General features: G+C 57.3%; 10 protein-coding genes. 8 read left to right on the top strand and 2 right to left on the bottom strand.

Going from position 1 to position 15,668, the window contains the following annotated elements; all coding sequences use genetic code 11:
• Nucleotides 1-2: 2 nt before the first annotated feature.
• Nucleotides 3-1,168, bottom strand: a protein-coding gene (locus tag E0W60_RS31495) for an IS3 family transposase (protein WP_135706549.1) whose coding sequence is annotated in 2 segments (ribosomal slippage) — nucleotides 3-904 and nucleotides 904-1,168 — 1,167 coding nt in all. Because the reading frame shifts where the segments join, the coding sequence is not laid out codon by codon here.
• Nucleotides 1,169-1,294: 126 nt separating this feature from the next.
• On the opposite strand from E0W60_RS31495, the gene E0W60_RS31490 reads away from it, so the two are divergent.
• Genes E0W60_RS31490 through E0W60_RS31480 form a run of 3 tightly spaced genes read left to right on the top strand, consistent with a single transcriptional unit; the run spans nucleotide 1,295 to nucleotide 4,955 of the window.
• Nucleotides 1,295-2,077, top strand: a complete 783-nt coding sequence (locus E0W60_RS31490) for a helicase-related protein (RefSeq protein ID WP_167884655.1) — start codon at nucleotides 1,295-1,297, stop codon at nucleotides 2,075-2,077.
• A 5-nt stretch (nucleotides 2,078-2,082) separates the two neighbouring features.
• Nucleotides 2,083-4,158: a hypothetical protein gene (locus E0W60_RS31485; RefSeq protein ID WP_135706776.1), complete on the top strand. Its 2,076-nt coding sequence runs from the start codon at nucleotides 2,083-2,085 to the stop codon at nucleotides 4,156-4,158.
• Complete coding sequence (locus E0W60_RS31480; RefSeq protein WP_135706775.1) at nucleotides 4,128-4,955, top strand: phospholipase D-like domain-containing protein; 828 nt, start codon at nucleotides 4,128-4,130, stop codon at nucleotides 4,953-4,955. The genes E0W60_RS31485 and E0W60_RS31480 overlap by 31 nt, the downstream gene beginning before the upstream one ends.
• 2,111 nt (nucleotides 4,956-7,066) lie before the next feature.
• Here E0W60_RS31480 and E0W60_RS31475 read toward each other — a convergent pair.
• Nucleotides 7,067-8,152, bottom strand: a complete 1,086-nt coding sequence (locus E0W60_RS31475) for a helix-turn-helix transcriptional regulator (protein WP_135706774.1) — start codon at nucleotides 8,150-8,152, stop codon at nucleotides 7,067-7,069.
• A gap of 98 nt (nucleotides 8,153-8,250) precedes the next feature.
• Between E0W60_RS31475 and E0W60_RS31470 the strand changes: the two genes are divergently transcribed.
• The 5 genes from E0W60_RS31470 to E0W60_RS31450 all read left to right on the top strand — a co-directional run bounded on the left by E0W60_RS31470 (nucleotide 8,251) and on the right by E0W60_RS31450 (nucleotide 15,657).
• Nucleotides 8,251-8,631 carry a hypothetical protein gene (locus tag E0W60_RS31470; protein ID WP_135706773.1) on the top strand — a complete coding sequence of 127 codons (381 nt, stop codon included), beginning with the start codon at nucleotides 8,251-8,253 and terminating at the stop codon, nucleotides 8,629-8,631.
• 71 nt (nucleotides 8,632-8,702) lie between these two features.
• Nucleotides 8,703-9,656 (top strand): hypothetical protein, encoded by a 954-nt coding sequence (locus E0W60_RS31465; protein ID WP_135706772.1) that lies wholly within the window; start codon nucleotides 8,703-8,705, stop codon nucleotides 9,654-9,656.
• Nucleotides 9,649-10,896, top strand: a complete 1,248-nt coding sequence (locus E0W60_RS31460; RefSeq protein WP_135706771.1) for an MBL fold metallo-hydrolase — start codon at nucleotides 9,649-9,651, stop codon at nucleotides 10,894-10,896. Before E0W60_RS31465 ends, E0W60_RS31460 begins: the two co-directional genes overlap by 8 nt.
• A gap of 264 nt (nucleotides 10,897-11,160) precedes the next feature.
• Entirely contained in the window at nucleotides 11,161-12,132 is a 972-nt protein-coding gene (locus E0W60_RS31455; protein WP_167884654.1) for a phospholipase D family protein, read from the top strand.
• 591 nt (nucleotides 12,133-12,723) lie between these two features.
• Nucleotides 12,724-15,657, top strand: coding sequence for a Tn3 family transposase (locus E0W60_RS31450; protein WP_135706769.1), 2,934 nt, complete (start codon nucleotides 12,724-12,726; stop codon nucleotides 15,655-15,657).
• The last annotated feature ends 11 nt before the right edge of the window (nucleotides 15,658-15,668 follow it).

Genomic DNA, 15,668 nt, shown 5'->3' with positions numbered 1-15,668 from the left:
GTTCATGCTGCAGCTAGTCGACTGAGGTAGCTTGCAGCGACTTCGCCTGGCGTTCGGTACCCCAACTTCGAATGGCGCCGTTGGCGATTGTAAAAAATCTCAATGTACTCACGGACAGAGGCCATGGCTTCCAGCCGGGTGGCATACCGATGGTGGTACACCAACTCTGCTTTCAGGCTGCCCCAGAAGCTTTCCATGGGCGCATTGTCGTAGCAGTTTCCCTTGCGTGACATCGAAGCCAGCATGCCGAACTGCGCTAGCAACCTGCGATAGCCGTGAGCACAGTATTGGCTGCCCCGGTCTGAATGATGAATCAGGCCGGGCCGTGGCCGCTTGCTGCGCACCGCCCGGAACAGCGCCTCGCCCACCAATTCCTGTGTCATTCTGGGCCCCATCGCGTAGCCCACGATCTCGCACGTGTACAGGTCCTTGATTCCTGCCAGGTACAACCAACCCTCATCGGTCGCGATATACGTGATGTCTGTCACCCACGCGGCATTTGGCCTGTCGGCTTCAAATTTCTGCTCCAGTAGGTTGGGCGCCACTGGCAGATTATGAGCCGAGCGAGTTGTCGCTACGAATCGACGCTTTTGCCGACACCGAATCCCCATCTCGTTGCGCAGTCTGGCCAGCCGATCACGGCCGACCACGAATCCATCGCCAGCCAGCTCGCGCTGCAGGCGCCGCGTACCGTACGTCTGACGCGTGCGCTTGTGGGCTGCCCGGATCGCCAGACGCAGCCGCTCCTGTTCCGGACTGAGCCCGTAAGGTCTGTGTGTCCAGTCGTAGTAGCCACTGCGCGAGACCCCCAATACCCGGCACATCAACTTCACCGGATACACTTCTCGCCATTGACTCACGAACGCGTACCGGGCAGTGATTCCCTGGCGAAGTACGCCGCGGCTTTTTTTACAATATCGCGCTCCAGCCTCGCCTCGGCCAGCTCCTTGCGCAGCCTCGCATTCTCCGCCGCCAACTCTGCCACTGTCACGCCCCCTGGTGCCGCTGCTGTTCCAGGCGCCTTGGCTTTCGACACCCAATTCGTCAACGTGCCCTTCGGAATCCCCAGACGCTGCGCGGCCGACTGCAGCGTCAGTCCCTGTTCCAGCACCAGTCTCACGGCCTCTGCCTGAAACTCTTCCCCGTACGTCTGTCTTGCCTTGCTCATCTGTGCACACTCCTGATCCACGATCTTAATCTAAGGACCAAGCGTGTCCGCCTCGATCAGGCTACCTCAATCATTCGGGAGCATCTGGAGAATATCAATTCGAACCATGCTCAGCCGCGAACCCATGTGTTGTTGGATGGCCAGACACCGCTGGACGATATTCTTGGTGCAATCCACCACGTAGAGAACAAGGCGCCCTGCGACCCGATGCGTCATATCGTTGCCACGAGTGTCGTCTCACATGGGGTCGATATCTCCGAACTCAACTTCATGGTGCTCGACGGCTGGCCGGCTTCAACGGCAGAGTATATTCAGTCCTCGGCGCGCAGTGGGCGCACGCAGCCGGGCATCGTCATGTCGATCCTAAGTGCGGGCAAACTCTTCGAGTCTGGGGTATTTCTTAACTTTGGTGACTACCACTTCTTCCTAGACAAGCTGGTCGATTCCGTCCCAATCAACCGTTTTGCGCCCAATGTCCTACAGCGTACCTTGCCTGGTGTGTTCACCGCGGTGGTCTACAACTGGGCAAAGTTCCAGCATGGCTGGGGAGACGGCCTCAACCGGAGTGCCAGCCAGTTGCACAAGGCGCTCAACGATGCCACAGGCATTGCGCGTCAGAAACTGCGCGGCATGCTGATTGAGGCGTTGGATGTGCCACCGATAGTGCAATCGCGTTTCGACATTCGGGTATTGGGTGCATTTCGCAAGCAGTTGGACGAAGAAGTCAATCGCGGCCTACATCGACTGCAAAACCTCAGCGCGGCCAATGCGGACAAGGATTTAGGTACAGCTTTGGAGTCTATTTACCAATTCGGTCCCATGAGATCGTTCCGCGATATCGAAAATCAGGTCGAGATCTCTCCGTTGGATTCGAAGTCGGCGCATGTACTTCACGCTCTTGGTAGGTAATCGCTATGGCTGACAGTATTGAACAAGAACTCATCCAAAATAGTCGGATCTTCTACGAAAATTACCTTCCAGGTGCTGTAACGCGTTTGCGCAACCAGTCGCTTGCTCAAGTCGTCGGTGTCGGGTACAAGGAGGACGCCTTGGAAGGACTCGACCGTAATCAGCTCATCGACGCGGTTCGAAAGTTCCTACTCGACTGGAAAAGTAATGGAGGCTCGGTCGATGCCCTCTTGGAAGAGGCCGCCGAACGTAACGATTTTAGGGTTCAGGCTCCAAGCGAAATTTACGTCACGCCCTTCCCATTGGTGCTGCGATGCATCAAATGCGGTGCGCTAGAAAACCACGACAAACCTAAGCGGGCACAAGAACTCGTACTTGCTAGCGCCCAAGGACGTACAACCGGCAGCGGCGGAAACATGCGAATTCGCTGCATCCGAAGAAGTTGCAACGGGCTAATGCACCAGGTTCCCTATGTCTTGGTGCACCGCTGTGGCCATATGACTGCCATGACGGTGCCGCCGACAGCGCGCGGCTACATGGCCCTGGGACTGCGGGCCAACACGGGTATGTATCGCCAGAACATGTTCTTCGACATGAACACTGACGAAAACGTTGCTGGCGCTACCGCTGATTTGTGCATGACATGCTCGGTTAGTAGCGCCAATAGTGGCAAGAATGCCCCGCCGCTGCAAAAGGGCACGCCGGTTGGGGGAGGGGATGCGTTTTTTCCTCAGGTGTTACAGTTTGTGGCACTGTCCAAAGTGCCCGGCGAACTCATATCGAGCGTACAGTCTGAGCTCGCTCAATTTGGCGACGGGGCTGCGCTTATAGGCCGCGCTAAGGATTTGGCGGAAGGTGTCGCTCATGGCCTTTTGGGCTCTATTGATAGCTTAGCCTTGCAGTCGCAGCTCATGCAGATCCTCGAAGTTGGCTCCGCCACCCCAGAGGAGCTTGCGCAGATCCAGGCGGAACGCAAGAAGCTTGAGCAGGATATTTCCAAGCTTGAGGCACTTATTGCGACTGGTACCGATCTTGGGTCGATTCTAGACATTTCCAAGGAGAAACTGTCAAAGCTCATAAGCAAATCAGGCGCTTCGGAAGGGACCTTCCTATCCGTGCGCCAGCTTATTGATCGCGACGACGTTTTGCTAAACCTTATCAGGCAGCGTCGTACGATGGAAGCGGTGTTGCTTCGCCATGATGTCGGTCGCGAAGGCATTCAGCAGTCTATCGACGCCACGATCGACCGGATCATCAAGGCAAGCCGCGCTCAGGACTGGCAGGACGTGCAAGACACCTTTGGAGTTCAAGACATCGCTCACATTCCGGACCTCAAGGTGGTCTTGTCGGCGGTCGGCTTCACGCGTGAAAAGCGCGAACCCGAGCGCAACCCCGACGAGGTGTCAGTTAAACTCAATCCATTCGAAGACCGGGTTCGCTCCTCGGCTAAGGGTAAGTCGGTGCTGTACGCTTTAAGTGCCCAAACAGAGGCCCTATGGATTCGGCTCGACCCGTTGAAGATTTTGAACTGGTGTGCTCAAAGCGCGGGATGGGAGACGCCTCCGCCTGAAGCCCTAGCGTCACGGGCTGCGGCGCATGCCTACCTGCTGCAAAACAGCCCAATACTCACTCAGCCGCCAGGACAGGCAGCGGAACTCACCAAGACTTTGGGTTCGCAGATGGCTAGTCCGTTTCATCTACTGCACACCATTAGCCATTCGCTCATGCTAACTGCAAGGCGCCACAGCGGCTATGACAGTCAGACACTGACTGAGTACCTTCTGCCAATGGACCTGAGTTTGCTAATTTACGTCACCTCCGTGCAAAACTACACGGCAGGGGGTCTTTTGACGCTGTTCCAGCACTACTTACGACGCTGGTTTGAGGACGCGTCGCTGCACGCGTACAACTGCGCTTTCGACCCAATCTGTTCAGACGTAGGTTCGGCTTGTCCTGGTTGCATCCAGATTTCGCGCGGTTGCGAAACCTTTAACGCTGGAGTCTCCCGTTCCTACCTGCACGGAGGCTTTGCCGATAAAGGACAGGCGCTGTGGATTCCCAAGGGGTTTTGGCAGGCATGAGTATGACGTTGCGAGCGTTACTCATTCAAGGACTTGCCACCTACATGAAAAGTCTGTCGATTGCGCAGTCGCGGGCGTTGGCGCACGAGATTACCGTGGCAGTCAGCGCCCATGTAGCCAAGGCGCAAGCTTCGCATGGAACGGAAGCCACTATTCATGTGCCCTTTTTTCCAAAAGAAACGTGGAACGAGTTGACCGTCGGAATTCCTTGGGAAGCGTATTCGTACGCTTACGGGACGTATGGTGGACAGGCCATCTCCCTCGGCACGCAAGCTCTTTGCAGCGCCCCCCAGCATATTGATGCCACTTTGGCGACCCAGCCTGTCTTCTCAAAGGTCTGGGGCGGTAGTCTACTTGTTGCCATTGGCAAGATCCTGGAAGGGGTGAATCACAACTTAGTTGTTTTCGCACCCTATTGGCGCGCCAAGGGCGTCCAAGCCTTGCTGGCAGCGGCAGGACGGCGGAGTTACCCTGATATTCAGGTACTCATATTTACCCAGCCCAAGGCAATGATGCAGGAAGAGGACAAGGAGGGACTAAATTACTTTATCAAGACCTTAAGGGAGGCGGGTGCTAAGGTTAGCGTCCTGGCGCCTGAGCAGCATGAGGGTTTCACGCCCATCTTGCATGCCAAAGTGGTCATCGGCGATGGGGTAAAGGCCTATATTGGAAGTGCTAACTTCACCAAATCAGGTTTAGATCACGGCCTCGAAGCAGGGGTCTTGGTTGATGGTGAAATTGCAAATCAATTCTCGGTTTGGGCGCGTACGGTTGAAACCATCTGCGTTCCTTGGTAAGTGTAGCGTCGGTTTGCACAAATTTGTTCCCCGCCAGTCGCACGCCAGCAAGCCGATCGCAGGGCAATGGTAACAATATTGCGTCGAGAAACGCTGCAAGAAATTATTCCTCCGGCCGACACTTGAAGCAATTTTGTACCTTCCCCCAACGCATCGATCCGTCGTCAGCCTTCACCCTGCCGACGGCGCGGGGCGATCCGATAGACGGGATTCAGCTGCGCAAAGCGATGACGTTCGCCGTCAGTCGTGCCGCGCACGCTAGCCGAGTCGCGCCGGGGAGCCACGCCTGCCGCATGTGCGCGCACTCCAGCGCGCCAGCACGCCTGCCCATGGGGGTCGGGAACAAAATTCTGCAAAAACCGGGAACAAGTTTGTGCAAACCGACGTCGTCCGTTTGCATAATTTTGTTCCTGCTGGTCGCCCGCCAGTTGGCCGTTTCCGAGGCACCGGGAACAATTTTTTGCAAAGAAACTTTGCAGAATATTGTTCCTCCAGGCGACGTTTTGCGTAATTTTGTTCCTTTTCCCAACGGATCGGTCAGTCGCTGCCTGGCCCGCTGCGGCTTGCGAAGACGCGGACGCGCGCCGTCAGGGGCCCCGTGCGCGCCCCGCGCGCTCACGGTGCCAAGCCGGCGGCACGCCGGTGAGGCTGGAAGGGCGGCCGTCACGGGTCAGGCCTCCTTCCCGCGACGCTCTTTGGTCTGGCCCATGGGGCCAGGAACAAAATTCTGCAAAAAACCGGGAACAAGTTTGTGCAAACCGACGCCGACGTCAAGCAAGTCGCCTGATCTTTTTTTTGGATTTGACATAACGCCCGAAGAGCGATTTTTACTCTCTCTCTCCTGTCCGGGTTTTGGGTAGCTTACGTTATTGGGGGAAGGGCAGATGCCTGTCCGCGCGGCCACCAGCTCAAGTCGGCCGTCAGCGCGCTGGTCCTCAGTTCCGGATTCCCAATCAATAGTTTCACGATGGTGAAAGTATTGGGTTGTGACGATGGATCCCGCGGATATTCAACGGTCGTTTCTTGCCGACCCATGGTGGACACCCAAGAGGCTGCGGTGGTGAGCGCAGGAGGTTATGCAGGCAACCATACCCCTGGCGATCATCTAGGCGAAGCGAAGTTGGGGTTAGAAAGCGCCAAAACAAAATAGCGAAATCGCTCTACTAGGCGAGGAGTGGCTCCCTGATGGTAGCTGTCGACTGTGAGATAGCGAACAGATACGTGCTCGTCGCTCGGGGAAGCTAGGAGAGTCAGAAACGTATCGTCATTGAGGAGTTGTTCGGAAAGGGTACCGTCATGGTTTCTAATTGGGGTGACCACATTACGAAGCTACGTCTATTGGTCGTGGGCGGCATTTCCGGGCTCATTGTTTCAGCGGCTCTGGCGTCGATAGCGCCCTACTTTTGGGAAAACTTCCGTTTCTACTGGTTGCCTCATGGAGGTATCTTAGGCCTGATGTGTCTGTATCGTGCGCCGCCAGCACTGACTGGTGGAGTTGGGCTGGCGCTTGCGCTATATCTGGCAGCGTTTGGCTGGTGGGTATTCTCCAGCGCGCATCCGGACAGTATGGCTTGGCTTGGCTATGTGTTTTCCCTACCGGGAGGCGCCATTGGGGCAATCATCGCAATGTGCTGGACCTTCGTTCGTCCAAAACGGAATTTTGAGACCTTTCTCATCGGGCTAGGACTTGTTTTACTTGGCATTATTCTGAATCAGTCTCTACTTTGTGGGACTGTGATGTACTGTTGGCGGAGTTGATTCAGGGGCCGCCAAAGCAAGTTTCCGTCCCATTCGCATCAACTCGACTAATAGCGATGTCAAGCTGATTCTCGCGGTGGGTCCGTTTTGGCTGGCAACTGCAGCTGCGCTTTAGATTTTCGACGGGGAACCGCGAGCCTCAGCATGTGAGGCCGGCCCAGCTCCGGAGCTGACGCCCGGCGTGCCTGCGTAGATCGCGTCGAAGACGTCGTGAGAGGGGAGCCACATGGCCATGCCTCAGTCTGAGGCGCGGTAGCATGGCGATATAGCCCATCATGTGGTTATGTCATCGCGGATCGTTTCGAGGGGCATGACATGCTCCGATAAGTGAGAACGATCCGAATAGTAGGAAGCTAACTGGACGGCTGACGTCCAGAAACATCTAGGACCTCCAAAGGCTCTTCGTATTGGGCCAGGGCTCGCTTCAGTCGGCTGATCATGTCCTGCCGCATGCTAAGCGGCGATATGACATCGACAGTGGTGCTTTTCTCGAGCAACAAGTTCGTCAGGGGAACGGAGGGCACGATGGTGGCCGTCAGCATGAACCCGCCTTCGAGGTCTTCAATGGTCTGATCGGGGCTGAGTTTCAACGAGCGGAAAGCGTGTTCGACCCGCTGCCCATCCTCGATGATTTCCCTGACGCGAAGCCGGATCTGGACCGGGTCACCGGGGAAGAATTCCATGCTCCGGTCCTGCCGAATGAACTTGTCCAGGCTAAACGACTTATCTCGGGGCAGGTCAATGCCGGCCGGCTTCACGTCGACGATCCGGTCCATGCGCAGAGGGATCGGCGTAGCGGGTTTCCCTGAGTTTCGCCTGTTTTTGACCACGAGGTACCAGAGAGGTCCTTTCTCTATCAATGCGTGCGGCATTGCCCGGTATTGCTTGGGTTCGGCTTCAAGCGAGGTCCGGTAGGTAATGTCTAAGGACTCGTCGTTGTACAGCGCGTGGCCAACAATCTCGAAAAAGTCTTCTCGTATTGACGGCGCAATGAGTGGGTAGCGGCCATGCAGCCTGGCAGTCTTGTCCATCCAGAGGCGGGCGGCGGCTAGGTTCGAGGCGGTGGGGTGCGCTTGCAGTACGCCCTCCGCTGCTGCGAAGTCGGGCTCAAGCGATCTGACAACACTCGAAGGGAGGTGGCGGTAGGCCAGATGCCGGAGGGTGAGTAAGGCGATGGACTCATTGACGGTGGGCCGGCGGGAAGATGGTATTGGCTTGATAGCCTTCCAGACGCGCCCTTTCGTGGCGCCGGTAGGTCGAGCGAACTCCTTTTCCTCGAGTTCCCGTAATGCGCGCCGGATCGTTCGTACATCGCCGTGCATTCCGAGGGCCGCCTGCAATTCACTGGACGGGAATCCTTCGGGGCGGGTTGCCATCAACTCAAGGGTGGCGGTTGCCAACTCACTGAGCTGGCTGCGGTCATTGTTGTTCTTGTTCATGGCGCTATGTGTTGGATCCGGCTGACATCTTAACAATCTGGACACGATGTGACCAGATTCCCGGATATGATCGTTTTTGCGCATCTCAGGAGACTGCCATGCCTCAACTCGTCGAACATATCGATGCGATTGCACGCCAAGTGGGGCGGGACGTCCTGTATCTGACTTTCTTTGAGGATTCGGCGGAGGTTTCGGTCCGTGCCGACTGGGAGGAGAACGCATCCCGTAAAGAGGTAGTCGGCTGCCTGGATGCAAACGGGTACGCTTGGAAGAAATGCGGGGAGATTGCCAGTGACGACTGGATGGTCATGGGCTATCGCGGCTCGATTTACATCGACACCGCGTACGATCGTGAAGATCCCGTCTATCTGAAGCTGGAACACTTTCTGGAGAACCCGGACGGCACGCTCCGGCTGTCAAAGATGAGGTTTTGGGCGCTGTCAATCGGGCTGGGAAATGGGTCCCCATGCCAGTTTTAACAAGGCTTACGGTCTAGTATCGGCGATTCTCAATAACTAGATTTTCTACAAGAAGAGTTTCAAGGGGAATTATGTACGGGTTCGGCAGATATCTCGAAGATGGCGCTCAGCACACACTCGCAGCGATTATTGACAGTCCGGCAGAGCACTGGTGGAAGGATTTCCTGACGCGCTGGCAGCCAAGCGGCTCCGAAAATGGCCTTCGGCTGGCTCTGCGCAGGAACTATATGAACTTCTATCTGTGCGGACAGTCCGTTGGCAGGGTCGGCTTCGACCATGGCGGCGTGCCTTACGTCGAAACACATGCGAAGTATGCGTTCGACAAAGAACAACTCGCAAAATACGTTCGCCTGTCAGGCAATCGCTTCGTGCATCCGGGCACTGGAGTCGCGCACAGTTATGAAGGCATGTCGACCCTGATTCAATGGGTTGAAAGGGCTGCGGGCAAGGCTGGAGAAGAGAAGCGCTTTGTCGAGCGCGTCGTTGCAAAGAATGCATCGGTCATCGACCTGGAAATGGCGCTGCCCGCATTCGACGACCGGCGTCGCGCACCCCGAATCGACCTCGTTGCACTAGAGCAATGCGCTGATCGCATCAAGGTTGTGTTCTGGGAGGCGAAGCTCGTTAAGGATTCTCGCCTAGTCGCCCGGGGAAGGCCTGAGGTGCTGACCCAGCTCGAAGATTATAAGCAGTATATGGCGGACAGTCAGCGCCGCAAGCAAGTAGCCGACGCCTACGCCAACACCTGTGCACAGACACTGAGGTTTCATGACATGGCACAGCGCCTTGGCCTCTCTGTGCGCGCGCCGGACCCAATGGTCATTGAGGTCGCCAGGGACCCGGCTATCCTCGATATTGACCCGGTACCTCGACTTCTCATCCTCGATGACGGATCAACCAGCGGCGCACGCCGTCTTCATTTGGAGAGGCTCAGAAGCACCGAGTTTGGCGCACCTGTGCCGATAGTCATGGTCCAGAGTGACGCGGCAATCAAGCTATGCCAGCCGGAGGCGGTAGATGGCTGAGGTGCGTCTGACGGTTCATCGCGCGACACGGCAGATTGGCGGTAACTGTGTCGAAATCTCCGCCTCGGACGGCTCGAGGCTCATTCTCGATGCAGGGCGGCCGCTCGCTGCACCGGAGAACGCGGAAAGACTTGTTCCAGCGACGCTCGATCTGGCAGCACCTTGTCAAGGCGTTCTCATCTCGCATCCGCACCAGGATCACTACGGCCTGATCGGCGCTCTGCCAGCGACATGGCCCATTTACAGTGGAGCAGCAGCAGCAGGGTTGATTCGCCTCACCTTTGAAGTCGCCGGTACCTCGTTCGATCGTACGATCGGCCATTGGAAGAGCGGACAACCGATGACCTTGGGGCCGTTCCGGATAACACCGTACCTGACTGACCACTCGGCTTTCGATGCCTACATGCTGCTCATCGAGACGGTAGACAGGCGCATCCTTTATACAGGGGACTTCCGCACGCATGGGCGCAAGGGCAAGCTAGTCCGATGGCTGATGGACAATCCGCCCCCGGCCCTCGATGTGCTTCTGATTGAAGGAACCAATCTCGGTAGCGACAAGCTAGCCAGACCCGAAGACAGCCTCGAGAATGATTTCGTGTCGCTGTTTAGACGTACCCGCGGACGTGTTTTTGTCTGTTGGTCGTCTCAGAACATTGACCGTACCGTGACGCTCTATCGCGCGTGTCGTCGTACTGGACGTACGCTCGTCGTCGATTTGTACTGCGCCCATGTGCTGCGTACGCTGGCAGCCCATGGGCACATACCCCAGCCGGAGTGGGAAAGAATAAAAGTCGTCATCACCAGCGCATTCGCAGCGATGTATCGCGCCAAAGGCAATGCGGGCTTTGTCAACGAGATGGCACGCCATGGGATTGCGGCGCGCCGCCTCGTGGAAGAGCCGAGCCAATGGGTCACCATGGTACGGCCGTCGCTAATACGAGACTACGAGCGGTCAGGCGTCATGCCCACCCCGGATGACGCGTGGAGTTGGTCGATGTGGTCAGGGTATCTTAAGGAAGGCGATGGGGCGCGCATCCAAGGCTGGTTCGAGGCAAGTGGCACGCCGGCGACTCACGTTCATTCAAGTGGACATGCGTCTCCGGCTGACCTGCGGGCATTTGCTGCAAGCATGCGTGCGAAGGCGATCGTACCGATCCATGGTTTGGCATGGGACACCGATACAGACGGGTTCCCGCCGCTGACGCGGCTATCCGACGGTGAGCCGTTATGGCTTGCATGACCACGCTATCTATTAGTAAACGACCAGATTTACGATGAAGGGGTCATCTTTCCGTGCATGTATGGACCCGACGCCTTTTGCAAGCTTCTTGTTCGTGATGTCGAAATGGCCTGCATGCATGTATCCGGGCCCGATAGGCGCCTGCCGAAGCACGCCCGCAGCCTCCATGAGATCGCGCATCCTGTCCTTAGCAATTTCACGGCTCGCCGAACACGGCAGCCACATCCACCCCCCACGCATCATCAACAACGCTCACGCGAAGCCATGTTTATATCTTCTACCGACTACAAAGCGCACATTGTCTCACTCGTCAGCCAAAGCGAAGCCATCGATATTGCTGTTGCCTTCTGGGGAGAAGGTGCCTCGAAGCTCTTGACCGGCCCAGGCAAGCGCTTCCGCATTCTTTGCAATCTAACTTCTGGCGGGACCAATCCCATGGAGATTGAAGCGCTGCTAGCAGACAAGCACGACGTCCTCCATCTTGAGGATCTGCACGCTAAGGTCGTGGTGGGTGATAAGGTGGCAATTGTCGGGTCCGCAAACTTCTCTACGAACGGCCTAAACATCCAAGGCAATGAGTTTGACGGGTGGCAGGAAGCTGGTTATGCGACTGACAAGACCGCAGACCTGCAGCAGATGCGGGAGTGGTTTGAGATCCAGTGGAAGCGTGGAAGCAAGATAACGCCACGAATCATGGAACAGGCGCGGGGAAACTGGGCTAAACGCTGTGCCAACCGCGTACCGATGTCAAGCAATCACGAGTCCGTACTGTCGATGACACCTGCGGAACTCGAAGGACGGAACATCTTCGTGGCGCTATGGCGAGGCGGTCCTTCGCCTGAGGCTCAATCCGAGTCGACACTTGTGTTGGAGCAACACGAGGGTGTGTCGCCGGCCAACGACACCACGGACTGGGACATCTTTGAAGATTGGGACGAAATCAAGGTCGGACAAACGGTGATCCCGGTCTACGTAGGAACGAGGGGGCGGATAATGGTCAAGGGCGCTTATGAGGTCTTATTTACCCATAGCAAAAAAAGGGAGCAAGCCTTGAATCGAGGCGAGCTTATGGAGCTGAAGATGTGCTACAAATTGAAGGACGTGGCCGGCTTGCCCTTCACGGACGTCCACTGTCAGAGTTTGGCTTCCCTAATCAAGCAATCCGGCAAGGTAACCGAACTCATCAACGCTGGAACACCGCTCGTGCCACTAGGGGCGTTTGTCACGAAAATTTGAGGAAGCTTCTCGATCAGGCGCAGTTCGATGAGAACAGGGTAAGCAGCGCGATTCAATCCTTCGACCATGGAACTGCAGTCGGTGTAACCGCTGGGACTTAGCCCTGCTCGGTGAATATTGCTGCGGCCCTAAAAGCCTGGGAGCCTTTCCCCCCGAGCCACAGGGCAATATTGTGGCCCGGTCCGAATTCGTGTTCATAGTGGTGGTAGCTCCAGCGCTAACCGGATAACGAACTCCCGGGGACATGCTGGCTTCCACAGGTTATCCTGCCCGCCAGGACGTTAGACCTGGCTCAGGCGTGCATCCAGTAATGCAGCCTGTGCCAAATATCGCTGGATTGCCGTTTGCCGTAGATCCCCAAGTTGCTGAGTTTTCATCCTTTCATCGCAGTGCCGGCATGTCTGCTGTATGCCATCCAGGGCGGGGGCGATGGGGTAATCGTACTTTTCGTGCAAAATCTGGCGGTTTCCCTGAAAGCCTTTGTCGACAAGGCTTTCCGACAAGCCCACACTCGTTAGCCGCTGCGAATGCGGGGAGGGCGTAACATATCCGCCCGCGATTCGGATCGCGCCATCTCGATAGGGGCAAGAGATGCCGGGCTTGGGATTTCGCTATGTGGGAAGTGACCGGCTGCCGATGCGGCTGTCGGAATTCGATGTCGAGCGGTACTTTGCATTGACCGACAGTGACGTCGCAGTGCTCAATGAGCGCTTTCGGACCGATCGGCGCGCTGGCGCGGCCATCCAACTGGTATTTCTGCGCGCAAGTGGGCATAGCCTGGGCCAGGTAAGTACGCTGCCGCGCCAGTTGCTTCACTATGTCGGCCAGCGGCTCGGCCTACCGACGCCGACGATCGCATCGCTTCGGACTCTATATCGCCGGTACAAGACGCTCTATGACCACCTGATCTGGGCCTGCGGGTATCTGGGCTTGAAGTCGATCAGCCCGGACCAGTGGGCGGAGCTCGAAGCATGGATGCGCCAGGATGCCAAAGAATCGCTCACGCTCGACGAACTGCTTCAACACGCGCACTACTGGCTGTACGAGCGCAAGATTCTGATTCCCGCCGACCGAACCCTGCGGGATCTTGGACGATCGATCTGGGCGGAGATCGAGCGCGACATGCTCGCCCTGGTCGGAGCGACCATTCCTGAGACGCAACTGGTGCGCGCCGATGCAGAACTATCGAGCCAACGCGAGCCCGCAGGCATGACCGTTCTCGAGTGGCTCAAGACGCCGCCGGCCCGGCACAGTCCGACGACGCTCACGGAAACCGTGGAGAAGATTCAGTATCTCAAGGAGATCGGGGTACACACGTGGACGCTGGACACCGTGCCGATCGATAAGCAGCGTGCCTGGGCACAGCGGATTCAGGCGCGCCGTCCGGTGAAGACCCGCGAGCTCAAGGTGTCGACGCGCACGCTTGAGGTGGTGTTTTTCCTACGCGTGACGCTGCTCGAGTTGACCGATTCGCTGCTCTATCAAATCGGACGTCGCGTTTCCGATCTGGTTCGGCACGCTTACAACAAGACCACAACGAAACAGGCTCGCTCGGCAGTTGAATACCGACAACAACTGGTTGCGATCAAAGCGCTCGTTCGTGACAATACGCGCCCGGCGGAAGCCCGACTTGCAGAGATTGAAGCACTGCTTGGAGAACTACAGGACAAGCCTCCCGCCAGCCATGCAGCCAGCGTGCGCGAAACGCTGACTGATGATAACCGGCGCATCCGTAGTCTCCTTGCACCCCTATGTGAACTGGAATTATCGGGCCGAGACGCAGAACCAAGCCTGCAGCAACTCGAGCTTATTGCCAGGCTGCGCGATAGCGGCGCGACGGAGTTGCCCATTGACCACAGAGTGCCGATTAGCGCCAACTGGCGCGCCATGGTCGACTGCGACGATCGTAAACGTGCACTGCGCGCTTTGGAAGCCGCCGCGATCACGAGCTTGCGCAAAGATCTGCGCCGCGGATCGGTGTGGATCAACCACAGTCTGTCCTTTCGTGAACGTGACCAGATGCTGATTCCGCCGTCAGATTGGGAGTCCGAGCGAGGCCGACACCTATCGTTATTGGGTCTACCAGCTACAGCGGATCCCTTTCTCGAGCGATTGACTGAAAACCTGAAGGCCGGCCTCGCGGCGCTGGAGGAAGCTCGCGAAGCCGGCCGCGTGACAATCGGCAAGGATGGCGCTCTGCACCTCTCGGCACTTGAGGCGCTACCGACGGACGGGGTACCGAGGCGCACACGCGACCTGCTGTTCAAGGCGATCGGCACAGCTCAGTTTGCGGATCTGATGATGGAAGTGGATGTCCACACGGGCTTTAGCGAAGTACTACTGGCACGGAAGGCACGCGATGCCAACGAACTTGTCTCGCTCTACGGTGCACTGATGGCGCACGGCACCGAGATCGACGCGAAAGGCGTTGCCGCTATGATTCAGCAAGTCGATGCTGCGGCGATTTCGAACACAATGCGTGTGCTTGAGATGTCGGGACGGCTGTCGCGAGCCAACTCGCGCGTGGTTGAGTTTCAACGTACGCACCCCATCACAGAGTTGTGGGGACGCGGGCAGCGAGCCTCGAGCGACTCGATGAGCCTGGATACTTCACCTCATCTGTTTTACGCTCGTGTCGATCCGCGTAGGCGCACGCATGCAGTCGGTATCTACACGCATGTCCTGGACCAGCATGGCATCGTGTACAACCAGCCGATCGTCCTTAACGAGCGCCAGGCGGGGGTCGCAATTGAAGGGGCAGTGCGCCACAGCGACACGCGCGAAGATGGCGGCCTCCTCGCGCTCGCCGTTGATACGCATGGATATACGAATGTGGGGATGGCCGTATCGAAGCTGCTCGGCTTCGATCTATGCCCACGGCTGCGCAATTTGTTGGAGCGCAAGCTCTATCTGCCGCGGGGTATGGAGATAGCCGAAGATCTTGCTCCCATCGTGGATCATGGTATCTCCCTGAAGGCTATTCGCGACGGCTGGGACGGGCTGCTGCGGCTTGTTGCATCAATCAAGTCAGGGCGTGTCAGCGCTGTCGTCGCGTTGCAGCGATTCGGCAGCGCAGCCCAAGGAGATCCGATTTATCGGGCGGCGGAACAACTTGGCAAGCTGCTGCGCACCCTGTTCCTGTGCGACTATTTCAGCAACGTCGAGTTTCGCCGAGAACTGCATGCACTACTCAGTCGCGGTGAGTCGGTACACGAGCTCCAACGTACGATCTATACGGGAAAGGTCACGCCGGAGCGCGGCCGTCGTCGTGACGAAATGATCGCGATTTCTGGCTCCTTGACCCTTCTGACGAACCTGGTGATTGCCTGGAACACGCAGCGCATGCAAGCAACAGTCGACGCGTGGCGCGGCAAGGGACAGCGAGTCGACGACGATTGGCTGCGTCGAATGGGGCCGGCGCATTCGGCGCATGTGAACTTTCGGGGAATGTTGCGATTTCCCCTTGAGCAGTACCAGGACATGCTGCTCGAAGCGGCGCCCTGGCAGCGTGCGGCAGGATCGTGAGGGCCACCTTC

Origin of the sequence: Cupriavidus oxalaticus, from assembly GCF_004768545.1 — a bacterium.
GTDB lineage: Bacteria > Pseudomonadota > Gammaproteobacteria > Burkholderiales > Burkholderiaceae > Cupriavidus > Cupriavidus oxalaticus_A.
Note: the sequence above shows the minus strand (reverse complement) of the source record. Positions and strands in the feature narration are given on the sequence as shown.